The following is a 23,519-nucleotide window of genomic DNA, read 5'->3' as shown; positions in this document are numbered from 1 at the left end:
AGGAGTTTATAGTGAAAAAGTTGTTATGTGCAGTTACTCTGGGTGTTGCATTGGCTGCTTCTGCTGGCGCACAGGCGGCGGATAAAGTCGCAACTGTGGATCTGAGCCAGGTTTTCCAGAAATCACCTCAGCGCGCGACTATCACCAAGCAGCTCGAGAGTGAATTCCAGGGACGCGCGGCAGAACTCCGTTCTCAGCACGACAAAATCCAGCAGGAAATGCAGGATCTGCAGCGTAATGCGCCAACCATGAAGGCGAGCGAGCGCAGCAAGAAAGAGAAGCAGATTGACTCTGAGCGTAATGCTTTCCAGGCAAAAGCCGACGCGTTTGAGAAAGACAACCAGACCCGCCAGGTTCAGGAGCGTAACAAGCTGCTGGAAAAAATCCAGACTGCTGTTCAGTCGGTTGCCAAGAGCGGCGGCTATGACCTGGTGCTGAATTCTCAGGCTGTGCTGTATTCGGGTTCTGATGTTAAAGACATCACCGATGAAGTTGCGAAGCAGGTTAAATAATCGATGTCATCAATTCGACTGGCTGATTTAGCCCAGCAGTTGGATGCAGAATTGCACGGAGATGGCGATATCGTCATCTCCGGCATTGCTTCTATGCAATCCGCCACCACTGGTCAAATCACGTTTCTTGCCAACAGCCGTTACCGCGAGCAGCTCGCCCTGATCCAGGCTTCAGCCGTGGTGCTGACGGAAGCGGATCTGGAGTGGTGTAAAACCGCCGCGCTGGTTGTTAAAAACCCCTATCTTACCTATGCGCGAATGGCGCAGTTACTGGATACGACGCCGCAGCCTGCGCAGCACATTGCGCCGAGCGCCGTGATCGATTCCAGCGCCAGACTGGGTGAGAATGTGTCCATCGGCGCCAATGCCGTTATTGAGTCCGACGTGGTACTCGGTGACAACGTGGTCATCGGCCCAGGCTGTTTTGTGGGCAAAAAAACCCGTATCGGCAACGGCTCGCGTTTATGGGCTAACGTCTCGGTTTACCATGAGGTGCAGATTGGTCAGGATTGTCTGATTCAGTCCGGCACAGTGATAGGTTCAGATGGGTTCGGTTATGCTAACGATCGTGGCAACTGGGTGAAAATCCCGCAGTTGGGTTCGGTCATCATTGGCGATCGGGTCGAAATCGGTGCCTGTACCACCATCGATCGTGGTGCGCTGGATAACACTCTGATCGGCAATGGTGTTATCATAGATAACCAATGTCAGATTGCTCACAACGTGGTTATTGGCGACAATACTGCGGTTGCTGGCGGTGTGATCATGGCGGGTAGTTTGAAAATTGGTCGTTATTGTATGATTGGCGGTGCCAGCGTCATTAATGGCCATATGGAAATCTGTGACAAAGTAACCGTAACCGGCATGGGCATGGTTATGCGTCCGATAACAGAACCTGGTGTATACTCCTCAGGCATTCCATTACAGCCCAACAAAACCTGGCGCAAAACTGCAGCGTTGGTGATGAATATCGATGAACTAAGCAAACGCTTAAAAGCAATCGAGCGGAAAGTCGGCAAAGACGACTAGACGCCATCCCATGACAGACCGGCTTTCATAATAACAGTGTTAAGCAGGGAAGCCAGGCGCCACGGAACCTATTTGCGGCCTGCCAACGATCATGATGATCGGTGCAGGCCGTGTTATTGATGTCATCAGATTTTTAGGACAGGAAGAGTATTTTGACTACTGAAACTCATACTCTGCAAATTGAAGAGATTTTAGAGCTGCTGCCGCACCGTTATCCGTTTCTGCTGGTAGATCGCGTGCTGGATTTTGAAGAAAACAAATATCTGCGCGCCGTAAAGAATGTCTCCTTTAACGAGCCGTTTTTCCAGGGGCATTTCCCTGGTAAACCGATTTTTCCCGGCGTTCTGATTCTGGAAGCGATGGCACAGGCCACCGGCATTCTGGCATTTAAAAGCGTGGGTAAACTGGAGCCAGGCGAGCTTTATTATTTTGCTGGCATTGATAATGCCCGTTTCAAGCGTCCGGTCGTACCGGGCGATCAAATGATTATGGAAGTGACCTTCGAGAAAACCCGCCGTGGTCTGACTCGCTTCAATGGCGTAGCGACTGTCGACGGTAAAATCGTCTGTGAAGCGACCATGATGTGTGCCCGTAGCCGGGAGGCATAACTCGTGATTGATCCAACCGCCAACATCCATCCCAGTTCAGTCATCGAAGACGGGGCTGTTATCGGCCCCGGCGTTCATATTGGTCCTTTCTGTTTTGTCGGGGCGAATGTCGAGATTGGTGAGGGAACCGTCCTTAAGTCACACGTGGTGGTAAACGGCCATACGCGTATCGGTAAAGACAACCAGATCTATCAGTTTGCTTCTATCGGTGAAGTGAATCAGGATCTGAAATACGCGGGTGAACCCACCCGTGTTGACATTGGCGATCGTAACCGTATTCGTGAAAGCGTGACCATTCATCGTGGCACGACTCAGGGCACAAATGTCACGGTTGTCGGCAGTGACAATCTGTTGATGGTTAACGTCCATATCGCGCATGACTGTGTCATTGGCAACCGCTGCATTATGGCCAACAATGCGACACTAGGCGGCCATGTCACTGTCGACGATTTCGCCATTATTGGCGGCATGACGGCCGTGCACCAGTGGTGCACCATTGGCGCACATGTGATGGTTGGTGGTTGTTCAGGCGTGGCTCAGGATGTGCCGCCCTATGTCATTGCGCAAGGCAACCATGCCACGCCATTCGGTATCAACATTGAAGGCCTGAAGCGCCGTGGCTTCAGCAAAGAAGCACTGCACGCTATCCGCAACGCCTACAAGTTACTTTATCGCAGCGGCAGAACGCTGGATGAAGTCAAACCGGAAATCGAGGCGATTGCTCAGCAGCACAGCGAAGTGCAGCCTTTCTTTGATTTCTTTGCTCGTTCAACTCGTGGATTAATTCGCTAATTCATGTCAGCGCGTCCCCTTACGATTGCCCTGGTCGCCGGAGAAACCTCTGGCGATATCCTTGGCGCAGGCCTGATTCGGGCATTAAAAGCGCGTCATCCTGATGCCCGTTTTGTTGGCGTCGCGGGTCCGCTAATGCAGGCCGAAGGTTGCGAAGCCTGGTACGAGATGGAAGAGCTGGCGGTGATGGGCATTGTGGAGGTGCTGGGGCGGTTACGGCGTTTATTAAGTATTCGTCGCGATCTTACGCAGCGCTTTACCGCGCTTCAGCCTGACGTCTTTGTCGGTATTGATGCGCCGGATTTCAACATCACGCTGGAAGGCCATCTCAAACGCGCAGGCATTCGCACCATTCATTACGTCAGCCCCTCTGTCTGGGCCTGGCGACAAAAGCGCGTCTTTAAAATCGGCCGCAATACCGATCTGGTATTGGCGTTTCTGCCGTTTGAAAAAGCCTTCTACGACCGTTTCAACGTTCCCTGTCGCTTTATTGGTCATACCATGGCGGATGCCATGCCGTTACAGCCCGATAAGGCCGCCGCTCGCCGCCATCTTGGCATAGACGAGCACGCGCTCTGTCTGGCACTGCTTCCCGGCAGCCGGGGTGCCGAAGTCGAAATGCTGAGTGCGGATTTCCTTAAAACCGCACAGCGTCTGCGTACGCACTATCCGGCGCTGGAAATTGTCGTGCCCCTGGTTAACGCTAAGCGCCGCGAACAGTTTGAAAAAATTAAAGCGGAGGTCGCGCCTGAGCTGCCGATGCACCTGCTGGATGGTCAGGGCAGGGAAGCCATGGTGGCAAGTGATGCTGCGCTACTGGCTTCGGGAACGGCGGCGCTGGAGTGCATGCTGGCAAAATGCCCGATGGTGGTTGGCTACCGCATGAAGCCGTTTACCTTCTGGCTGGCTAAACGACTGGTCAAAACGGATTACGTCTCTTTGCCGAATCTGCTGGCCGGGCGCGAACTGGTCAAAGAGCTGTTGCAGGATGAATGTCAGCCTGAGGCGCTGGCCGCGGCGCTGGATCCGTTGCTGCATGCCAGTCGTGAACGTGAAACGCTGCTGAACACCTTTTATGAACTGCACCAGCAGATCCGCTGGAACGCTGACGAACAAGCCGCAGATGCGGTGCTGGAGCTTGCCAATGGCTGATTTTATCTATCCTGCCGCCGGTTGTATTGCCGGGGTGGACGAAGTCGGGCGCGGGCCATTAGTCGGGGCCGTTGTGACCGCCGCCGTGATCCTCGATCCCGCGAATCCTGTTCCCGGCCTGGCAGACTCCAAAAAACTGTCAGAAAAACGCCGTCTCGCGCTGTTTGATCAAATCAAAGAGAAAGCGCTCGCCTGGAGCCTGGGGCGCGCAGAACCGGACGAGATCGACAATCTTAATATCCTGCACGCCACGATGCTGGCGATGCAGCGCGCGGTCGCTGGCCTGTCCATCACGCCAGACTTTGTGCTGATTGACGGCAATCGCTGTCCGGCGTTGCCGATGCCTTCTCTGGCGGTGGTGAAGGGCGACAGCCTGGTCGCCGAAATCAGTGCCGCCTCCATCATCGCCAAGGTCACGCGCGATCGTGAAATGGCAGAGCTGGATTTGTTGTTTCCGCAGTATGGTTTTGCGCAGCATAAAGGTTATCCTACGGCGTTACACATGGAAAAATTGACGCAGTACGGTGCAACCCCTCATCACCGCCGCAGCTTTGCGCCGGTGCGTAATGCGCTGATTGATGCCGATGTACTGGCGAGCAGCCTGACCACGCTGCGCTAATCCGAACCTGTTTTAACCGGAAACTGATATGGCCGAACCCCGTTTTATACATCTGCGCGTACACAGCGACTATTCCATGGTCGACGGCCTGGCGAAAACCGGCCCGTTGATCAAGAAAGCGGCTGCGCTGGGTATGCCAGCCATCGCGATTACCGACTTCACCAACCTTTGCGGGCTGGTGAAATTTTACGGCGGTGCGCACGGGGCAGGGGTTAAACCGATTATCGGGGCAGATTTTAACGTTGCCAGCGAGTTGATGGGCGATGAACTGACCCAGATTACCGTGCTGGCGGCAAATAATACCGGCTATCAGAATCTGACACTGCTGATTTCCCGTGCTTACCAACGGGGTTACGGTATTGCTGGCCCGATTATCGATCGCGACTGGCTGGCCGAACTGCAGGAAGGACTGATTCTGCTGTCCGGGGGCCGTCGAGGGGATGTTGGCCGCAGCCTGCTACGAGGTAACAGCGCGCTGGTGTCTGACTGCCTGGCTTTCTATCAACAGCATTTTGCCGATCGCTACTTCCTGGAGCTGGTCCGTACCGGTCGTCCTGATGAGGAGAGCTATCTGCATGCGGCGGTTGAGCTGGCGATTGCAGAAGGGATCCCCGTTGTTGCCACGAATGAAGTCTGCTTCATCAATGAAGAAGATTTCGACGCCCACGAGATCCGCGTTGCCATTCATGATGGTTACACGCTCGACGATCCGAAACGTCCTCGCCATTACAGTCCTCAGCAATACATGCGCAGCGAAGAGGAGATGTGCGAGCTGTTCGCGGACATCCCGGAAGCGCTGGAAAACAGCGTAGAGATTGCTAAGCGTTGTAACGTCACGGTCCGGCTGGGTGAGTACTTTCTGCCCCAGTTCCCGACAGGGGATATGACCACCGAAGACTTTTTGGTGATGAAATCCCGCGAGGGGCTGGAAGAGCGCCTCGCGATGCTGTTTCCGGACGAAGCCGTACGGGCCGAAAAGCGGCCGGAATACGATGAACGTCTGGAAGTGGAACTCAACGTTATTAACCAGATGGGGTTCCCTGGCTACTTCCTGATCGTGATGGAGTTTATCCAGTGGTCGAAAGATAACGGCGTGCCGGTTGGGCCGGGCCGTGGTTCTGGTGCGGGATCCTTAGTCGCCTATGCGCTCAAGATCACTGACCTTGATCCGCTCGAGTTCGACCTGCTGTTCGAACGTTTCCTGAACCCAGAACGTGTTTCCATGCCCGACTTCGACGTCGATTTCTGCATGGAGAAACGTGACCAGGTGATTGAACACGTGGCCGACATGTACGGCCGCGAAGCGGTGTCTCAGATTATTACTTTCGGTACGATGGCGGCTAAGGCGGTCATTCGTGACGTGGGACGCGTTCTGGGCCATCCCTATGGTTTTGTCGATCGTATTTCAAAGCTGGTGCCGCCCGATCCGGGCATGACGCTGGAAAAAGCCTTTGCTGCAGAACCGCAACTGCCGGAAATTTATGAGGCCGATGAGGAAGTCAAAGCGCTAATCGATATGGCGCGCAAGCTGGAAGGTGTTACGCGAAACGCTGGTAAGCACGCGGGTGGAGTAGTGATCGCGCCCACCAAAATTACCGATTTTGCGCCACTGTACTGTGACGAAAACGGCCAGTATCCGGTGACGCAGTTTGATAAAAATGATGTGGAATATGCCGGCCTGGTGAAGTTTGACTTCCTGGGGCTGCGTACGCTGACCATTATCGACTGGGCACTGAAGATGATTAACCCGCGCCGTGAAAAGCAGGGGTTGCCGCCGATCGATATCGCCACCATTCCGCTTGAAGACAAGAAAAGCTTTGATATGCTGCAGCGCGCGGAAACCACGGCGGTTTTCCAGCTTGAATCGCGCGGCATGAAAGATCTGATCAAGCGTCTGAAACCTGACTGCTTTGAAGACATGATCGCCCTTGTGGCGCTGTTCCGCCCTGGCCCGTTGCAGTCGGGCATGGTGGATAACTTTATCGACCGTAAGCACGGTCGGGAAGCCATCTCCTATCCTGATATCCAGTGGCAGCATGAAAGCCTGAAGCCGGTTCTCGAGCCGACCTACGGCATTATCCTGTATCAGGAACAGGTAATGCAGATCGCCCAGGTCCTGTCTGGCTATACGCTCGGCGGGGCGGATATGCTGCGTCGCGCCATGGGTAAAAAGAAACCCGAAGAGATGGCCAAGCAGCGCTCCGTTTTTAAAGACGGCGCTGAAAGCATGGGCATCGACGGCGAACTGTCGATGAAAATCTTCGATCTGGTAGAGAAATTTGCCGGATACGGTTTTAACAAATCGCACTCTGCGGCTTATGCGCTGGTGTCCTATCAAACGCTGTGGCTGAAAGCGCATTATCCGGCCGAATTTATGGCTGCGGTCATGACGGCGGATATGGATAACACGGAAAAAGTGGTTGGCCTGGTGGATGAGTGCTGGCGCATGGGGCTAAAGGTCCTGCCGCCGGATATTAACTCGGGCCTGTATCAGTTCCACGTCAATGATGAGGGCGAGATCGTTTACGGCATCGGCGCCATTAAAGGCGTCGGTGAAGGGCCGATCGAAGCGATCATCGATGCGCGTAACGAGGGCGGTTATTTCCGGGAGCTGTTCGATCTCTGCGCGCGCACCGATACCAAAAAGATCAACCGTCGGGTCATGGAAAAACTGATCATGTCAGGTGCCTTTGATCGTCTCGGCCCACACCGCGCTGCCTTAATGAGCGCCCTTAACGATGCGCTGAAGGCGGCGGATCAGCATGCGAAAGCCGAAGCGATCGGCCAGGCGGACATGTTTGGCGTACTGGCCGACGAGCCTGAACAGGTAGAACAGTCCTATGCCAGCGTGACGCCCTGGCCGGAACAGGTGCAGTTGGATGGTGAACGCGAAACCCTTGGGTTGTATCTTACCGGCCATCCTATTAATCAGTATTTAAAAGAAATTGAGCGTTACGTTGGCGGGATGCGTTTGAAAGATATGCATCCTACCGATCGTGGTAAGATTACCGTTGCGGCAGGTCTGGTGATTGCTGCGCGTGTAATGGTGACCAAACGCGGCAACCGAATTGGTATTTGTACACTTGACGATCGTTCCGGCCGTCTCGAAGTCATGTTATTTACCGATGCGTTAGATAAATACCAGCAACTGCTGGAGAAAGACCGTATCCTGATCGTCAGCGGACAGGTCAGCTTTGATGACTTCAGTGGTGGGCTTAAAATGACCGCCCGGGAAGTCATGGACATCGACGAAGCGCGCGAAAAATACGCCCGTGGACTTGCTATCTCGCTGACGGACAGGCAAATTGATGACCAGCTATTAAACCGACTCCGTCAGTCCCTGGAACCTCATCGTTCAGGGACAATTCCAGTGCATCTCTACTATCAGAGAGCCGACGCGCGAGCGAAGCTACGCTTTGGTGCAGCGTGGCGAATTTCGCCCAGCGATCGTTTACTCAACGATTTGCGGTCGTTAATTGGATCGGAGCAGGTGGAACTGGAGTTTGACTAAAACAGGAACATTATGAGTCTTAATTACCTGGATTTTGAACAGCCAATTGCAGAACTGGAAGCGAAGATTGATTCGCTAACCTCGATTGGTCGTCAGGACGATAAACACGTCAATCTCGACGAAGAAGTGAAGCGACTGCGCGAGAAAAGCGTTGAGCTGACCCGTAAAATCTTCGCCGATTTGGGCGCATGGCAAATTGCACAACTGGCACGCCATCCGCTACGTCCTTATACCTTTGATTACGTGCGCAATGCCTTTGACGATTTCGATGAGCTGGCGGGTGACCGTGCTTATGCGGATGACAAAGCCATTGTGGGTGGGATTGCGCGCCTTGATGGTCGCCCGGTCATGATCATTGGTCACCAGAAAGGACGTGAAACCAAAGAGAAGATTCGCCGTAATTTTGGCATGCCAGCACCAGAAGGCTATCGCAAAGCGCTGCGCCTGATGGAAATGGCTGAGCGTTTCAAGATGCCAATCCTGACCTTTATCGACACGCCTGGCGCTTATCCTGGCGTTGGTGCGGAAGAGCGTGGTCAGTCTGAGGCTATTGCCCGTAATCTGCGGGAAATGTCCGGTCTGAAGGTGCCTGTGATCTGTACGGTCATCGGTGAAGGCGGTTCCGGTGGTGCGCTGGCCATTGGTGTGGGTGATAAAGTTAACATGCTGCAGTACAGCACTTACTCTGTTATCTCTCCGGAAGGCTGTGCCTCTATTCTGTGGAAAAGCGCCGATAAAGCGCCTCTGGCAGCCGAAGCGATGGGTATTACCGCGCCGCGTCTGAAAGAGCTGAAGCTGATTGACTCGGTTATCCCTGAGCCACTGGGCGGGGCGCATCGTCATCCTGTCGAAATGGCGCAGTCGCTGAAACAGCAACTGCTGGCCGATCTGGCCGATCTGGAAGGGCTCAGCACCGAAGAACTGCTCGATCGCCGTTATCAACGTCTGATGAGCTACGGCTACGCCTGATTGTGCTTCATGACGATAAAGCGGACTTCGGTCCGCTTTTTTTATGCCATTAATCTGACTGCAGTTGAGTGGCATCATTCGCTATGCTTACTTAATGCCTCAACAATCAGGGAGATGTGCATTGAATATTCTGGCGATCATGGGCGCGCATGGCGTGTTTTACAAAGATGAACCCTTGCGCGAACTGGAAGTCGCGCTGAGTCAGCAAGGTTTTCAACTCATCCGGCCGAAAAACAATGACGATCTGCTAAAACTCATTGAACACAATCCCCGTATCAGCGGCGTCATTTTTGACTGGGATGAACACAACAGCCCGGAGCTGTGTGGTGAAATCAATCAGCTTAATGAATACCTGCCGCTGTATGCCTTTATCAATACCCATTCCCAGATGGATATCAGTATTAATGAAATGCGTATGCCGCTGCATTTCTTTGAATATGCGCTGAATGCCGCCGACGATATTGCTCTTCACATCCGACAGTACACAGATGACTACCTCGACAACATCACGCCGCCGTTGACCAAAGCGTTGTTTACCTATGTGAAAGAGGGGAAATACACCTTCTGTACCCCTGGCCATATGGCCGGTACGGCCTTCCAGAAAAGCCCGGTCGGCTGCTTGTTCTATGACTTTTTTGGTGCCAATACGCTGAAGTCGGATATCTCGATTTCGGTAACGGAACTGGGATCGCTGCTGGACCACACAGGGCCGCATCTGGAAGCCGAAGAGTATATCGCCCGCACTTTTGGTGCGGAACAGAGCTACATGGTGACCAACGGCACCTCGACCTCGAATAAAATCGTCGGAATGTATGCTGCCCCGGCAGGCAGCACGATTCTGGTGGACCGCAACTGCCATAAGTCGCTCACGCATCTGTTGATGATGAGCGATTTGATCCCCATCTGGCTCAAGCCAACACGCAACGCATTGGGTATTTTGGGCGGTATTCCGCAAAAAGAGTTCACCCGTGCCAGCATCGAGCAAAAAGTGGCGGTCACGCCGCGCGCCAGTTGGCCGGTACATGCGGTGATCACCAATTCGACCTACGACGGTTTGCTCTACAACACTCAGTACATCAAGCAAACCCTTGAGGTGCCGTCGATCCACTTTGATTCTGCCTGGGTTCCCTATACCAACTTTCATCCCATCTATGAGGGGAAAAGCGGCATGAGCGGTGAGCGGGTGCCGGGTAAAGTCTTCTATGAAACGCAGTCCACCCATAAACTGCTGGCGGCTTTTTCCCAGGCTTCGCTGATTCATATTAAAGGCGACTATGACGAGCAGACGTTTAATGAAGCCTACATGATGCACACTACCACCTCACCGAACTATGCCATCGTCTCATCCATTGAGACAGCGGCGGCGATGCTGCGGGGAAATCCGGGCAAAAGGCTCATTAACCGGTCAGTGGAACGCGCCCTGCATTTCCGTCGTGAAATACAGCGGTTGCGAGAAGAGTGCGACAGCTGGTTTTTTGATATCTGGCAGCCTGAACACGTTGATGAAGCCCAGTGCTGGCCGATACAGCCGGGGGAAGAGGACTGGCACGGATTCACCCAGGCCGATCGCGACCACATGTATCTTGATCCGATCAAGGTAACGATCCTGACACCCGGCATGAGCGAGCTGGGCGTGATGGCGGAAGAGGGCATTCCGGCGGCGCTGGTGGCGAAGTTCCTGGATGAGCGCGGCATCGTGGTTGAAAAAACCGGCCCTTACAATCTGTTATTCCTGTTTAGTATCGGCATTGATAAAACCAAAGCGATGAGCGTGCTGCGAGGGTTAACGGAATTTAAGCGCGCCTACGATCTCAATCTCCGGGTCAAAAATATGTTGCCGGATCTCTATGCGGAGGATCCTGATTTTTATCGCAACATGCGTATTCAGACGCTGGCGCAGGGGATCCACTGTCTTATCCAGCAACATGATTTACCGCGGCTCATGTTGAAGGCGTTTGACGTGTTGCCCGAGATGAAAATGACGCCGCACCAGGCTTTTCAGCAACAGGTGAAGGGCAATATTGAAACCGTGAACATCAATGAGCTGGTGGGCCGCATCTCTGCCAACATGATCCTGCCTTATCCTCCGGGCGTTCCTCTGGTGATGCCAGGTGAAATGATCACAGAACAAAGCCGCGCCGTACTCGACTTCCTGTTAATGCTGTGTAGCATTGGACGCCACTATCCTGGCTTTGAGACGGATATTCACGGCGCGATCCTCACCGAAGAGGGGGAATATCGGGTACGTGTGCTGAAACAGGCCGGCTAACAGGACGTCATGTTTAACAGGAAGCAACGATGCTACAGCTAACGCACATCCATCATATCGCGATCATTGCATCAGACTATTCGCGCAGCAAAGCGTTTTACTGCGACATTCTGGGGTTTGAACTGCAAAGCGAACACTATCGTGAAGCGCGTGATTCGTGGAAAGGGGATCTGGCACTGAACGGTCAGTATACGATTGAGCTGTTTTCGTTTCCCAAACCGCCCGCACGCGTCAGTCAACCGGAAGCCTGTGGCCTGCGTCATCTGGCCTTCAGCGTGCCGGACGTTGAAGCGGCGATGCGCTATCTGGCAACGCAGGGCGTGATATGTGAAGCGATCCGCATCGATGAGCTCACCGGAAAGCCCTGCACGTTCTTTGCCGATCCGGATGGTTTGCCGCTGGAACTCTATCAGGCGTAAAATGGCGGCTTTGGGCGACTCCACTGGCCGCGGTATGGATTGAGAACATGTCTGATTTTGACGCACTGTTAAAGGAAAATGACGCGCTGGTCGTGGCGTTCAGCGGTGGTCTGGATTCTACCGTTCTACTTCATCAACTGCGGGCCTGGCAGCAAGCGCGCCCGCGGTCACGGCTGCGTGCGCTGCATGTGCATCATGGCCTCAGCCCGAATGCCGATAGCTGGGCAGCGCACTGCCTGTGCCTGTGCGAACGGTGGCAGATTCCTTGTGAAGTCCTGCGTGTGCAGGTAACGGATCAGGGACAAGGCATTGAAGCGGCAGCGCGGCAGGTACGCTATCAGGCTCTTGGGCAGGCGCTGTGCGCGGATGAAAAGCTGCTAACCGCGCAACATCTGGACGATCAGTGTGAAACGCTGCTCCTGGCGCTGAAGCGCGGCAGTGGACCGGCAGGCCTGGCGGCCATGCCGGCGGCGACGACGTTTGCCGGACATGCCTTACTCAGACCCTTGTTAAACCATTCCCGCCTGAGCCTGGAGCAGTATGCCGAGGCGCATCAACTGGTCTGGGTTGAAGATGAAAGCAATCAGGATCAGCGCTATGACCGAAACTTTCTGCGTCAGCAGCTGTTGCCGACGGTTCTGCGCCGCTGGCCGCATTTTGCCGAGGCGTCGGCGCGCAGTGCCGCCTTGTGTGGCGAGCAGGAGCAACTGCTGGATGAGTTACTGGCTGAGCCGCTTAGCGAGCTTATTCAACCCGACGGTAGCCTGTGCTTCACACCTTTGCTGACCATGAGTGAGGTAAAAGGCAACGCCCTGCTGCGCCGCTGGCTGGCCGCTCAGGGCGAGAAAATGCCGTCGCGCGAAGCATTACGCCGAATCCGTCAGGAGATCATGTTGTGCCGTGAAGATGCGCAGCCGCGCCTGAAGCTGGGCAACCACGAGATCCGTCGCTACCGGCAGCAGCTTTACCACTTGCCGCTCAGCGCCTCTTTAGCTGACTGTGAAATCGCCTGGAATGACGTCGAACAACCTCTGCATTTGCCACAAAACCTGGGCGTACTGACGGCCGAAAAAAGCACGAGTACGCTTCGCTGCCCACAACCGCAGGAGCAGGTATTCGTGCGGTTTCACGCAACAGGCTATGTGCATATCGTGAATCGCCCAGGCGGACGAGACATAAAAAAAATCTGGCAGAGGCTGAATATCCCGCCCTGGCAACGCGCGCGCATTCCATTAATTTATTTTAATCAGACGTTGATTTGCGCGCCCGGGCTGTTTGTTACCCGCGAAGGTGCCAGCGAGGATGCCGCTGGCTGGCAAGTCAACTGGCAGAAAACGACGGGAGAGCCGGAATAATGCAACGCATAGCAGCCTTGCTGCTGATAACTGTTTTACCGGTCCACGCCGCAGGCGATGTGAAAGCGGGTGAGCAACGCGCGGCCGCCTGTATGGCCTGCCACGGGGCACAGGGTAAAGCAACCACGCCTCTCTATCCCAATCTGGCTGGCCAAAATGCGGCCTATCTTAACCAGGCATTACAGGCCTATAAGAAAGGGGAACGAAGCGGGGGACAGGCTGAAGTCATGAAGGCATTTGTGGCAGGCTTAAATGATGAGGATATGGCGAATTTAGCCGCCTATTACAGTTCGTTGAAACCTGAATGAGGTGGGCGGGAGTGCATCCCGCCCGACGGGAAGTGAATTACTCTTCGCTGACAACAACGGTGCCGAGTTCAGGATGGCTGAAGCTGGCAATGTGATCGAGGCGTAACTCGCGCGTTTCACCGGAAAGGTCAATCGCCAGATATTCAACGTTTTTACGTGAAAGAATATCTTTGGCTTTGGCCTTAAGCTGTTCACCGTCTTTTAACTCCAGCGACAGCATCCAGTTTTTTTGGCAGGCGAGTTCCAGATTATCGTAGTCATCGCAATTGATGGGTTTATAAGCTTCATTCATCAACATAGTCGCTCACCAATAAGTTTGCGGCGGCATAGGCCGCCTGTTCCCTGAGAGAAGCGTTTAGCGCAACATTCGCGGCAATATCATCCAGCGCTTTTAAGGCGCAGCCAATGGCATCGGGTACATATCCCAGATCTCCGCTGCCGATTTCGGCATATTTTTGGCGAACTAACTCACAATATTTTTGCACAGGCACCTCCTCAGCAGAGCAGAAACACTCTGGTTGATTAGCGACTATATCACAGGCATTTCCAGAAAATCAGCCAGGCAAAAACAGGAACCGCGCGCAAATCACTGCTAAAGTAGCTGGCTACGCCGTCTAAGACGACTCAGGATAAAGCACGAAAGGTTCAGTGAATGGATAGCCCGATACAAAAAAACGCGTACTGCACGCAGGCAGGTGACAGATGATTATGCTGTCACGCAACGTTGAGCTGCCGGACAGTGAAATTGAACTGACGGCTATTCGGGCGCAGGGTTCTGGCGGTCAGCATGTGAATAAAACCAGCACCGCCATTCATCTACGTTTCGACATTGCCGCCTCGTCCTTGCCACCGTTCTATAAAGAGCGACTGCTAAATGCCAGCCACCACTTAATTACCGGTGACGGAACCGTGATCATCAAGGCGCAGGAGTACCGAAGTCAGGAGATGAACAGGGAGGCGGCACTGCAGCGGCTGGTCAACCTGATCCGCGAACTTACTACGGTAGAGAAAGTCCGGCGCTCAACACGACCTACGCGCGCCTCGAAAGAGCGCAGGCTGGAAGGCAAGTCACGGCGCAGCAATACCAAAGCGCTGCGCGGTAAGGTGCAATAAGGGGCATGTACATGGGGCGTTATGACAAGTCAGACAGGAACAGAATGCGGGAACAAGCCTGATAGCCGCGCGTTATTCAGCAAAAAAAACGCCCCTTAAGGGGCGTTATAGTGCGGTTACTTGTTAAGCGCGTTAAGCAGAAATTCGACAATTTCATCCTGCTTGATCATCTGCTTCTCACCGGCACGACGGGCTTTATACTCAATCTCCTGATTATCAAGATTGCGATCGCCAATCACGATGGTGTGCGGTACGCCAATCAGCTCCATATCCGCAAACATCACGCCCGGACGCTCTTTACGATCGTCCAGAATCACCTCTACGCCTTTGGCGCGCAGCGTGTTGTAAAGCTCTTCCGCTAACTCTTTCACGCGGAACGATTTCTGCATGTTCATCGGCAGAATCGCCACTTCGAACGGCGCCAGCGCAGCAGGCCAGATGATGCCGCGGTCGTCATGGTTCTGCTCGATGGCCGCCGCAACCACGCGGGTGATGCCGATGCCGTAGCAGCCCATGGTCATGATCTGGTTACGACCGTCTTCGCCCTGTACGGAGGCTTTCATCGCTTCAGAGTATTTGGTGCCCAGCTGGAAAATGTGGCCGACTTCGATACCACGTTTAATCTGCAACGTACCTTTGCCATCCGGGCTCAGGTCACCTTCCACGACGTTACGCAGATCGGCTACCTGCGCCATTGGCAGATCGCGTTCCCAGTTGATGCCGAAATAGTGTTTACCCTCAATGTTGGCACCGGCACTAAAATCGCTCATCTTCGCCACGGTACGGTCTGCGATAACTGGCATATTCAGCCCCACTGGGCCGAGCGAACCAGGACCCGCACCAACCGCTGCGCGGATCTCTTCTTCGGTGGCAAAGGTCAGCGGAGAAGCAACCAGAGGCGATTTCTCTGCCTTGATTTCGTTCAGTTCGTGATCGCCGCGAACCAGCAACGCCACCAACGCGTGACCGCTTTCTTCTGCGCCCTTCACCATCAGGGTTTTCACGGTTTTCTCAATCGGCTGCTGGAACTGGCTCACCAGTTCTGCGATGGTTTTGGTATTCGGCGTATCCACCTCACGCATCTCTTCTGCAGGCGCAGGACGATCGCCCGCGGGCGCGACGGCTTCAGCAAATTCAATGTTGGCGGCGAAGTCAGACGCCGTTGAGAAAATCACGTCATCCTCACCGCTCTGCGCCAGCACCTGGAATTCGTGAGATGCGCTACCACCAATTGAGCCGGTATCAGCCTGCACTGCACGGAAATCCAGCCCCATACGATTGAAAATCTGGCTGTAGGCGCGATACATCGCGTCATAGGTTTCCTGCAGCGATTCCTGAGAAGTATGGAAGGAGTAAGCATCCTTCATAATGAATTCACGCGAACGCATTACGCCAAAGCGCGGGCGCACTTCATCACGGAATTTAGTCTGGATTTGATACAGATTCAGCGGCAGCTGTTTGTAGGAGCTCAGCTCATTACGAATCAGATCGGTGATCACTTCTTCGTGCGTCGGACCGAGCACAAACGGGCGCTCATGGCGATCGGCAACACGCAATAGCTCTGGACCGTACTGTTCCCAGCGACCGCTCTCCTGCCACAGATCGGCGGGTTGCACCACAGGCATTGAAATCTCAATGGCACCGGCATTGTTCATTTCTTCACGGACGATGTTTTCGACCTTTTTTAATACGCGCAGTCCGGTTGGCAGCCAGGTATATAAGCCTGAAGCCAGTTTACGGATCATCCCGGCACGCAGCATCAGCTGGTGGCTGATCACTTCCGCGTCAGAAGGTGTCTCTTTCTGAGTAGAGAGCAGATATTGAGTAGTACGCATTGATTACGATTCCAGTTGATCGGAAATTCACAGACAAAATTTGCTGGCGGCTAGTGTACCAGTGAGATCACTGGCTAAAAAGCGGGTTTTAACGCGGATCGATAGCCACGACTTCCGTCCCTGCGTCATCAATGCGCCAGCGCACGTTAAACTCCATTAGCCAGGCGGCATATTCCCTGTCCTGGATTTCACCTTTACGGTAAGCGGGCCGCGGATCCTGAGCGAGAACGTCGCTGATAAAGCGTGCCAGATGCGGATAGCGGGCGTGCTGTTGCAACTGCTGTTGGGCAAGCGCTGAAAACCGGACCGGCATAGTGCTTTCCGGCGCGGCCTGCGCGAAACCGGCGCGCGCTTCGGGCAGGGCCTCGGCAAAAGGCAGGTAAGGTTTAATATCGACAACCGGCGTACCGTCCACTAAATCCAGGCTGTCCAGTTGCAGAATGACCTGCTGCTTCTCGCAGCGAATGCCTTTGAGCTCAACCAGCGACATGCCGACGGGATTGGGGCGAAAGGTGGAGCGGGTGGCAAAAACGCCCATGCGCGCGTTACCGCCCAGCCGTGGAGGCCGTACGGTAGGGCGCCAGCCCCCTTCCATGGTCTGATGAAAAACAAACAGAATCCAGAGGTGGCTGAAGTCTTCCAGGCCGCGCACGGCATCCGCCTGGTTATAAGGCGGCAAAAGATGCAGTTCGCCGCCGCCGTCCTGTACCAGCCCAGGCTGACGCGGCACGGCGAACTTCTCTTTCCAGGGAGAACGGATCACGCCGATTTGCGCAAAGGCGAATTCACTCATTGACTGGTGACTTTCAACGCCGATCCCTGACAAACAGCCTGACGGTAGCAGCCCGGCGTGCTGCTGACGATTTCACATTTATGCAGCAGCACAGCATTGGCTTTCATCTGTGACGCTTTAATCTGCATACGTTTACGTGCGGTAGCGATATTTGGGGGGGAGTTCTGATTGCTCACCTGGCAATCTTCAGCGGACACTTCGCCTAAATCGCGGAAGGGTTTGCTCACCAGATCGGCCGCATCGGTGTAAACCTTAACAGGCGCGGGACGATACGTTGGCTTACGTGTCGGTTCGCTGGATTGCTGCGGATGAGAAGGTGCGCTGCTTATTGGGTGGTACTCTCGAACACACCCTGTCAGCATCAATGCTAACAAGCAGAGCGGTAAAAAACGCATGGCAACATCCTCAAGTTTCAAAAAGTGGCGTTATTGAAACAAGGACACGGATAAATAACAAGTCAGCAAAGCGCAATATCAGAAAGGGCGGCTATAAGCCGCCCTGAGGAGAGATGTAAGGCTAAATTACCAGCCTTTAACCGCACCACCGTTAAAGACTTTATTCGCCGCATCCGCGACCTCGTCAGACTGATAAGCCTGCACGAATTTTTTCACGTTTTCTGCGTCTTTATTGTCCTCACGCGCAACAATCAGGTTCACGTACGGTGAGTCTTTATCTTCAACAAAGATGCCATCTTTCGCCGGTGTCAGGCCGATCTGGCTGGCGTAAGTCGTGTTGATGACCGCCAGTGCGATTTGCTGATCGTCCAGCGAACGTGGCAGCTGTGGCGCTTCCAGCTCAACAATCTTCAGGTGTTTTGGATTCTCAACGATATCCAGTGAGGTTGGCAGCAGGCCCACACCGTCTTTCAGCTTAATCAGGCCCACTTTCTGCAGCAGCAGCAGCGAACGACCAAGGTTAGTTGGGTCATTAGGAATGGCAACCTGCGCGCCGTCCTGCAGTTGGTCGAGTGATTTGATCTTTTTCGAGTAGCCCGCAATCGGATAAACGAAAGAGTTACCAACGGATACCAGCTTGTAACCACGATCTTTGATTTGTTGATCCAGATACGGTTTATGCTGGAAGGCATTCACATCAATATCACCTTTGCTCAGTGCTTCGTTAGGCAGCACGTAGTCGTTAAAGGTGACCAGCTCAACATCCAGGCCATACTTGTCTTTAGCGACTTTAGCCGCCGCTTCCGCAACCTGCTGTTCTGCGCCGACAATCACGCCCACTTTAATGTGGTTTGGATCTTTGGCTTTTTGATCGCATCCTGCCAGCGCAATCGCGCCAATTAATGCACCCACAGCGGCAATTTTTTTAAATTTGAAAGACATATCCTTTCCTTAATAGTGATATTGCTTGCTTATTTATGGGACACAGCACGCACGATGCGGTCGCCACAGAATTGTATGAGATACACCAAAACGACTAATAACACTAATACCGTATTCATCACTGTCGCGTTATATCCGATATAACCGTATTGGTAGCCAATCTGTCCCAGACCGCCCGCGCCCACGGCTCCGCCCATTGCAGAGTAGCCGACCAGCGTAATCAACGTGATGGTGGCCGCATTGACAAGGCCGGGCAGGGCTTCGGGCAGCAGCACTTTTCGCACGATTTGCATCGGTGTGGCACCCATGGCGCGTGACGCTTCGATCAGTCCGGTTGGCAGTTCCAGCAGGGCGTTCTCAACCATACGGGCAATAAAGGGCGCCGCACCCACGGTCAGTGGCACAATGGCGGCTTGCAAGCCAATAGAGGTGCCAACAATGATGCGGGTAAACGGAATCATCCAGACCAGCAGGATAATAAAGGGAATAGAGCGGAAGATGTTGACCAGCGCCGACAGCACCCGATACAAACCTTTGTTTTCCAGAATCTGACCCGGACGGGTCACATAGAGCAGGACGCCTACCGGTAATCCCAGTACGAAACCGAAAAAGCCAGAGACAAAGGTCATCATCAACGTTTCCCACACGCCGCGCCCCAGCAACGCAATCATCGCTTCAGACATAACCTAGTACCTCTACTTTTACGTGATGTTCCTGCAGCCACTGAATCGCGGCCTGTGTATCGCTTTCGCTGCCGTGAATTTCCGCCAGCATGATGCCGAACTTCACACCGCCGGCATAATCCATCTGCGCACTAATAATGTTGTTGTTGATATTGAAACGACGCGCGGCTTCAGACAGTAAAGGTGCATCGACAGACTGCCCGGTGAATTCCATACGCAGTAAGGGCATGCTCTCTGGGCCTGCTTCAGGTGACAGGCGCTGTTGATAATCGTCCGGAATATCCAGGTGCAGCGTTGACTGGATAAACTGTTGTGCCAGCGGCGTTTTAGGATGCGAGAAGACTTCGCTCACGCTGTCCTTTTCAATTAACTCGCCCTGGCTTATCACTGCGACCTGATCGCAGATGCGTTTTACGACATCCATCTCATGCGTAATCAGCAGAATGGTCAGGCCAAGACGACGGTTAATATCTTTGAGCAATTCAAGAATCGAACGGGTTGTTGCCGGATCGAGCGCGCTGGTGGCTTCATCACACAGAAGGACTTTGGGATTGCTTGCCAGCGCACGCGCGATAGCGACGCGCTGTTTCTGACCACCGGAAAGATTGGCTGGCCAGGCGTCGTGTTTATCAGCCAGGCCAACCAGATCCAGCAGCTCGGTCACACGCTTTTTAATTTCCTCACGAGAGAGCTGACCCAGCTCTAACGGCAGCGCAACGTTGCCCGCAACCGTGCGTGAGTTCATCAGGTTAAAGTGCTGGAAAATCATGCCGATCTGACGGCGTGCTTGAGTCAGTTGCCGTTCGCCCAGCGCCGTTAAGTCTGCACCGTCAACCAGCACGCGGCCGGAAGTCGGGCGTTCAAGCAGATTCACGCAACGAATGAGCGTGCTTTTACCGGCACCGGATGCACCGATGACGCCATAGATTTGCCCGGCAGGTACGTGCAGGCTGACATTTGATAATGCCTGTATCGATCGCGAACCTTGCTGGAACACTTTGGTAATATTTTCTAATTTAATCATTACGTTATTTATTATCGTCTTGCATTGTCCGTGGTCTGGTGTGCTCTCATCACTGAAAGCATGCATAAGCTGGATGGATGGTAAGGCATCCAGACGTCTAAATCAATGGAAGTGATTCAATCAGACATTCTCCCTTTAATCGCAATCGTGCGATACTGATCGGCAATTTTTATAGCAGGAGTTTTTACGTGACGAATAAAGTCCCGGCCATTTTTCTCGATCGCGATGGCACCCTCAATGTTGATCACGGCTACGTCCACGGAATCGATAATTTCCAGTTTATTGATGGCGTCATTGAAGCATTGCAACAATTAAAGAAGATGGGCTTTGCGTTGGTTGTCGTGACTAACCAGTCTGGTATTGCTCGCGGTATGTTTAGCGAAGATCAGTTTATGCGGCTTACCGAGTGGATGGACTGGTCGCTGGCCGATCGGGATATCGACCTTGATGGGATCTATTTCTGCCCGCACCTTCCCGACGCGACGGTTGAAGAATATCGCCAGCAGTGTGACTGCCGTAAGCCTCAGCCCGGAATGTTACTGTCCGCGCAACAAGAGTTGCACATCGATATGGCGGCCTCATATATGGTGGGTGACAAACTGGAAGATATGCAGGCCGCCGAGGCCGCCGGCGTAGGTAAGAAAGTCCTCGTGCGTAGCGGTAAGCCGGTCACGGTTGAAGGTGAAGCGCTGGCTGACTGGGTAATAAAGAGTCTTGCCGAGTTACCTGCCCGTATTAAAAGCGCGTAAAACAGCCCCTTTGTGCAAATTTCAGACGAACAGCAAAAAAGTTCAAATTTGCACTTGCGCTCTGTGAAAGCTTCCCTATAATGCGCCTCCACTGACACGGCACAACGGCTTACGTAACGCGGTGTTCAGCAGGAGGCTCCCAGGAGTTTCCGCCGGAGAAAAACTTCTGAAAAAGAGGTTGACTCTGAAGGAGGAAAGCGTAATATACGCCACCTCGCGACAGGCGGTTAACTCGCTGTTCGCACTGCTCTTTAACAATTTATCAGACAATCTGTGTGGGCACTCGCAGGATTGATATCAGCGTCTCCGGACGTAAAAAATATCAAAGCCTCACGAGTGAACACATAATGAAATTCATTATGACGTTTTACAGATGAGCACCGCTTAACTTGTTTAAGCAAATCAAACTTTAAATTGAAGAGTTTGATCATGGCTCAGATTGAACGCTGGCGGCAGGCCTAACACATGCAAGTCGGACGGTAGCACAGAGGAGCTTGCTCCTCGGGTGACGAGTGGCGGACGGGTGAGTAATGTCTGGGGATCTGCCCGATAGAGGGGGATAACCACTGGAAACGGTGGCTAATACCGCATAACGTCGCAAGACCAAAGAGGGGGACCTTCGGGCCTCTCACTATCGGATGAACCCAGATGGGATTAGCTAGTAGGCGGGGTAACGGCCCACCTAGGCGACGATCCCTAGCTGGTCTGAGAGGATGACCAGCCACACTGGAACTGAGACACGGTCCAGACTCCTACGGGAGGCAGCAGTGGGGAATATTGCACAATGGGCGCAAGCCTGATGCAGCCATGCCGCGTGTATGAAGAAGGCCTTCGGGTTGTAAAGTACTTTCAGCGGGGAGGAAGGCGATGTGGTTAATAACCGCATTGATTGACGTTACCCGCAGAAGAAGCACCGGCTAACTCCGTGCCAGCAGCCGCGGTAATACGGAGGGTGCAAGCGTTAATCGGAATTACTGGGCGTAAAGCGCACGCAGGCGGTCTGTTAAGTCAGATGTGAAATCCCCGGGCTTAACCTGGGAACTGCATTTGAAACTGGCAGGCTTGAGTCTCGTAGAGGGGGGTAGAATTCCAGGTGTAGCGGTGAAATGCGTAGAGATCTGGAGGAATACCGGTGGCGAAGGCGGCCCCCTGGACGAAGACTGACGCTCAGGTGCGAAAGCGTGGGGAGCAAACAGGATTAGATACCCTGGTAGTCCACGCCGTAAACGATGTCGACTTGGAGGTTGTTCCCTTGAGGAGTGGCTTCCGGAGCTAACGCGTTAAGTCGACCGCCTGGGGAGTACGGCCGCAAGGTTAAAACTCAAATGAATTGACGGGGGCCCGCACAAGCGGTGGAGCATGTGGTTTAATTCGATGCAACGCGAAGAACCTTACCTACTCTTGACATCCACGGAATTTGGCAGAGATGCCTTAGTGCCTTCGGGAACCGTGAGACAGGTGCTGCATGGCTGTCGTCAGCTCGTGTTGTGAAATGTTGGGTTAAGTCCCGCAACGAGCGCAACCCTTATCCTTTGTTGCCAGCGATTCGGTCGGGAACTCAAAGGAGACTGCCGGTGATAAACCGGAGGAAGGTGGGGATGACGTCAAGTCATCATGGCCCTTACGAGTAGGGCTACACACGTGCTACAATGGCGCATACAAAGAGAAGCGACCTCGCGAGAGCAAGCGGACCTCATAAAGTGCGTCGTAGTCCGGATCGGAGTCTGCAACTCGACTCCGTGAAGTCGGAATCGCTAGTAATCGTGGATCAGAATGCCACGGTGAATACGTTCCCGGGCCTTGTACACACCGCCCGTCACACCATGGGAGTGGGTTGCAAAAGAAGTAGGTAGCTTAACCTTCGGGAGGGCGCTTACCACTTTGTGATTCATGACTGGGGTGAAGTCGTAACAAGGTAACCGTAGGGGAACCTGCGGTTGGATCACCTCCTTACCTGAAGATACCTTCCCGCGAAGTGCTCACACAGATTGTCTGATAGAAAGTCACGAGCAGAAAAAAACCTCTACAGGCTTGTAGCTCAGGTGGTTAGAGCGCACCCCTGATAAGGGTGAGGTCGGTGGTTCAAGTCCACTCAGGCCTACCAAATTTCTTCTCATGCTGCGTTATGCGCGCGGTCGTTTACAGACGTAAACGTCCCTTCCGCATGCCTTGCCTGAGACGAAATGGCATCCTTCTTGATGAAGAATGTTTACTCGGTTGAGTGGTAGTAGTGGTCTCTGCAGTAACTGTATGGGGCTATAGCTCAGCTGGGAGAGCGCCTGCCTTGCACGCAGGAGGTCAGCGGTTCGATCCCGCTTAGCTCCACCATACTCACTACTGTTTTTTCTGAAAATACTTCAGAGCGTACCGGCAACGGTGTGCTGCGAAGTATTCTGCTCTTTAACAATCCGGAACAAGCTGAAAATTTGAAACGACGCATTG

22 protein-coding genes, 2 tRNA genes and 1 rRNA gene are annotated in these 23,519 nt (G+C 53.6%); 17 read left to right on the top strand and 8 right to left on the bottom strand.

Annotated features, from left to right (window positions below; all coding sequences use genetic code 11):
* Positions 1-11 precede the first annotated feature (11 nt).
* The 12 genes from P9J57_RS16580 (at position 12) to P9J57_RS16525 (ending at position 13,543) form a co-directional block, all read left to right on the top strand.
* Positions 12-512: an OmpH family outer membrane protein gene (locus P9J57_RS16580; RefSeq protein WP_014606549.1), complete on the top strand. Its 501-nt coding sequence runs from the start codon at positions 12-14 to the stop codon at positions 510-512.
* A gap of 3 nt (positions 513-515) precedes the next feature.
* On the top strand, positions 516-1,541 hold the full coding sequence (gene lpxD / locus P9J57_RS16575) for a UDP-3-O-(3-hydroxymyristoyl)glucosamine N-acyltransferase (RefSeq protein WP_013024695.1): 1,026 nt from the start codon (positions 516-518) through the stop codon (positions 1,539-1,541).
* A gap of 152 nt (positions 1,542-1,693) precedes the next feature.
* The gene (fabZ, locus tag P9J57_RS16570; RefSeq protein WP_006117769.1) at positions 1,694-2,149 is read left to right on the top strand and encodes a 3-hydroxyacyl-ACP dehydratase FabZ; all 456 of its coding nucleotides are present in this window, start codon (positions 1,694-1,696) and stop codon (positions 2,147-2,149) included.
* Positions 2,150-2,152: 3 nt separating this feature from the next.
* Positions 2,153-2,941, top strand: a complete 789-nt coding sequence (lpxA, locus tag P9J57_RS16565) for an acyl-ACP--UDP-N-acetylglucosamine O-acyltransferase (RefSeq protein WP_013024697.1) — start codon at positions 2,153-2,155, stop codon at positions 2,939-2,941.
* Positions 2,942-2,944: 3 nt separating this feature from the next.
* Positions 2,945-4,093, top strand: a complete 1,149-nt coding sequence (lpxB, locus tag P9J57_RS16560; protein ID WP_013024698.1) for a lipid-A-disaccharide synthase — start codon at positions 2,945-2,947, stop codon at positions 4,091-4,093.
* On the top strand, positions 4,086-4,712 hold the full coding sequence (rnhB, locus tag P9J57_RS16555; RefSeq protein ID WP_014606548.1) for a ribonuclease HII: 627 nt from the start codon (positions 4,086-4,088) through the stop codon (positions 4,710-4,712). The genes lpxB and rnhB overlap by 8 nt, the downstream gene beginning before the upstream one ends.
* 28 nt (positions 4,713-4,740) lie before the next feature.
* Positions 4,741-8,223: a DNA polymerase III subunit alpha gene (gene dnaE / locus P9J57_RS16550; protein ID WP_014592968.1), complete on the top strand. Its 3,483-nt coding sequence runs from the start codon at positions 4,741-4,743 to the stop codon at positions 8,221-8,223.
* 12 nt (positions 8,224-8,235) lie between these two features.
* Positions 8,236-9,192: an acetyl-CoA carboxylase carboxyl transferase subunit alpha gene (gene accA, locus P9J57_RS16545; protein WP_013024701.1), complete on the top strand. Its 957-nt coding sequence runs from the start codon at positions 8,236-8,238 to the stop codon at positions 9,190-9,192.
* Positions 9,193-9,313: 121 nt separating this feature from the next.
* Positions 9,314-11,461, top strand: a complete 2,148-nt coding sequence (locus P9J57_RS16540; protein ID WP_089517580.1) for a lysine decarboxylase LdcC — start codon at positions 9,314-9,316, stop codon at positions 11,459-11,461.
* Positions 11,462-11,490: 29 nt separating this feature from the next.
* Positions 11,491-11,880, top strand: a complete 390-nt coding sequence (locus tag P9J57_RS16535; RefSeq protein ID WP_013024703.1) for a VOC family protein — start codon at positions 11,491-11,493, stop codon at positions 11,878-11,880.
* Between the two features lie 47 nt (positions 11,881-11,927).
* Entirely contained in the window at positions 11,928-13,235 is a 1,308-nt protein-coding gene (gene tilS / locus P9J57_RS16530) for a tRNA lysidine(34) synthetase TilS (RefSeq protein ID WP_072138577.1), read from the top strand.
* Positions 13,235-13,543 carry a c-type cytochrome gene (locus P9J57_RS16525; protein WP_041930708.1) on the top strand — a complete coding sequence of 103 codons (309 nt, stop codon included), beginning with the start codon at positions 13,235-13,237 and terminating at the stop codon, positions 13,541-13,543. Before tilS ends, P9J57_RS16525 begins: the two co-directional genes overlap by 1 nt.
* 37 nt (positions 13,544-13,580) lie before the next feature.
* Here the strand turns inward: P9J57_RS16525 and rof are convergent, their stop codons facing one another.
* Positions 13,581-13,841, bottom strand: a complete 261-nt coding sequence (gene rof / locus P9J57_RS16520; protein ID WP_013024706.1) for a Rho-binding antiterminator — start codon at positions 13,839-13,841, stop codon at positions 13,581-13,583.
* Positions 13,828-14,028 carry a YaeP family protein gene (locus P9J57_RS16515; protein WP_014606545.1) on the bottom strand — a complete coding sequence of 67 codons (201 nt, stop codon included), beginning with the start codon at positions 14,026-14,028 and terminating at the stop codon, positions 13,828-13,830. Before P9J57_RS16515 ends, rof begins: the two co-directional genes overlap by 14 nt.
* A gap of 217 nt (positions 14,029-14,245) precedes the next feature.
* On the opposite strand from P9J57_RS16515, the gene arfB reads away from it, so the two are divergent.
* Complete coding sequence (gene arfB / locus P9J57_RS16510; RefSeq protein ID WP_013024708.1) at positions 14,246-14,656, top strand: alternative ribosome rescue aminoacyl-tRNA hydrolase ArfB; 411 nt, start codon at positions 14,246-14,248, stop codon at positions 14,654-14,656.
* Between the two features lie 116 nt (positions 14,657-14,772).
* Here arfB and proS read toward each other — a convergent pair whose 3' ends face one another.
* The 6 genes from proS to metN all read right to left on the bottom strand — a co-directional run bounded on the left by proS (position 14,773) and on the right by metN (position 20,328).
* Positions 14,773-16,491, bottom strand: a complete 1,719-nt coding sequence (gene proS / locus P9J57_RS16505) for a proline--tRNA ligase (protein ID WP_013024709.1) — start codon at positions 16,489-16,491, stop codon at positions 14,773-14,775.
* Positions 16,492-16,579: 88 nt separating this feature from the next.
* Entirely contained in the window at positions 16,580-17,284 is a 705-nt protein-coding gene (tsaA, locus tag P9J57_RS16500) for a tRNA (N6-threonylcarbamoyladenosine(37)-N6)-methyltransferase TrmO (RefSeq protein WP_483279299.1), read from the bottom strand.
* Entirely contained in the window at positions 17,281-17,679 is a 399-nt protein-coding gene (gene rcsF / locus P9J57_RS16495) for an Rcs stress response system protein RcsF (RefSeq protein ID WP_015700918.1), read from the bottom strand. Before rcsF ends, tsaA begins: the two co-directional genes overlap by 4 nt.
* A 126-nt stretch (positions 17,680-17,805) precedes the next feature.
* Positions 17,806-18,621, bottom strand: a complete 816-nt coding sequence (locus P9J57_RS16490; RefSeq protein ID WP_014592975.1) for a MetQ/NlpA family lipoprotein — start codon at positions 18,619-18,621, stop codon at positions 17,806-17,808.
* 29 nt (positions 18,622-18,650) lie between these two features.
* Positions 18,651-19,304 (bottom strand): methionine ABC transporter permease MetI, encoded by a 654-nt coding sequence (locus P9J57_RS16485; RefSeq protein ID WP_013024713.1) that lies wholly within the window; start codon positions 19,302-19,304, stop codon positions 18,651-18,653.
* Positions 19,297-20,328, bottom strand: coding sequence for a methionine ABC transporter ATP-binding protein MetN (metN, locus tag P9J57_RS16480; RefSeq protein ID WP_020693764.1), 1,032 nt, complete (start codon positions 20,326-20,328; stop codon positions 19,297-19,299). Before metN ends, P9J57_RS16485 begins: the two co-directional genes overlap by 8 nt.
* A gap of 188 nt (positions 20,329-20,516) precedes the next feature.
* Here metN and gmhB point away from each other — a divergent pair, with 188 nt between their 5' ends.
* From gmhB to P9J57_RS16460, 4 genes are all read left to right on the top strand, one after another.
* Positions 20,517-21,077 carry a D-glycero-beta-D-manno-heptose 1,7-bisphosphate 7-phosphatase gene (gene gmhB, locus P9J57_RS16475; protein ID WP_483279298.1) on the top strand — a complete coding sequence of 187 codons (561 nt, stop codon included), beginning with the start codon at positions 20,517-20,519 and terminating at the stop codon, positions 21,075-21,077.
* A gap of 411 nt (positions 21,078-21,488) precedes the next feature.
* Positions 21,489-23,030: ribosomal RNA gene (locus P9J57_RS16470) — 16S ribosomal RNA — on the top strand.
* 74 nt (positions 23,031-23,104) lie between these two features.
* Positions 23,105-23,181: transfer RNA gene (locus P9J57_RS16465), tRNA-Ile, on the top strand.
* A gap of 148 nt (positions 23,182-23,329) precedes the next feature.
* Positions 23,330-23,405: transfer RNA gene (locus P9J57_RS16460), tRNA-Ala, on the top strand.
* Positions 23,406-23,519: the final 114 nt, after the last annotated feature.

This window comes from Pantoea sp. nfd-35 (assembly GCF_056892255.1).
Note: the sequence above shows the minus strand (reverse complement) of the source record. Positions and strands in the feature narration are given on the sequence as shown.

Bases quoted from the DNA above. Each gene is read 5' to 3' on its own strand.
- lpxD (WP_013024695.1), top strand. From the start codon at position 516: ATGTCATCAATTCGACTGGCTGATTTAGCCCAGCAGTTGGATGCAGAA.
- lpxB (WP_013024698.1), top strand. From the start codon at position 2,945: ATGTCAGCGCGTCCCCTTACGATTGCCCTGGTCGCCGGAGAAACCTCT.
- rnhB (WP_014606548.1), top strand. From the start codon at position 4,086: ATGGCTGATTTTATCTATCCTGCCGCCGGTTGTATTGCCGGGGTGGAC.
- dnaE (WP_014592968.1), top strand. From the start codon at position 4,741: ATGGCCGAACCCCGTTTTATACATCTGCGCGTACACAGCGACTATTCC.
- accA (WP_013024701.1), top strand. From the start codon at position 8,236: ATGAGTCTTAATTACCTGGATTTTGAACAGCCAATTGCAGAACTGGAA.
- P9J57_RS16535 (WP_013024703.1), top strand. From the start codon at position 11,491: ATGCTACAGCTAACGCACATCCATCATATCGCGATCATTGCATCAGAC.
- tilS (WP_072138577.1), top strand. From the start codon at position 11,928: ATGTCTGATTTTGACGCACTGTTAAAGGAAAATGACGCGCTGGTCGTG.
- P9J57_RS16525 (WP_041930708.1), top strand. From the start codon at position 13,235: ATGCAACGCATAGCAGCCTTGCTGCTGATAACTGTTTTACCGGTCCAC.
- rof (WP_013024706.1), bottom strand. From the start codon at position 13,841: ATGTTGATGAATGAAGCTTATAAACCCATCAATTGCGATGACTACGAT.
- arfB (WP_013024708.1), top strand. From the start codon at position 14,246: ATGATTATGCTGTCACGCAACGTTGAGCTGCCGGACAGTGAAATTGAA.
- proS (WP_013024709.1), bottom strand. From the start codon at position 16,491: ATGCGTACTACTCAATATCTGCTCTCTACTCAGAAAGAGACACCTTCT.
- tsaA (WP_483279299.1), bottom strand. From the start codon at position 17,284: ATGAGTGAATTCGCCTTTGCGCAAATCGGCGTGATCCGTTCTCCCTGG.
- rcsF (WP_015700918.1), bottom strand. From the start codon at position 17,679: ATGCGTTTTTTACCGCTCTGCTTGTTAGCATTGATGCTGACAGGGTGT.
- P9J57_RS16490 (WP_014592975.1), bottom strand. From the start codon at position 18,621: ATGTCTTTCAAATTTAAAAAAATTGCCGCTGTGGGTGCATTAATTGGC.
- P9J57_RS16485 (WP_013024713.1), bottom strand. From the start codon at position 19,304: ATGTCTGAAGCGATGATTGCGTTGCTGGGGCGCGGCGTGTGGGAAACG.
- metN (WP_020693764.1), bottom strand. From the start codon at position 20,328: ATGATTAAATTAGAAAATATTACCAAAGTGTTCCAGCAAGGTTCGCGA.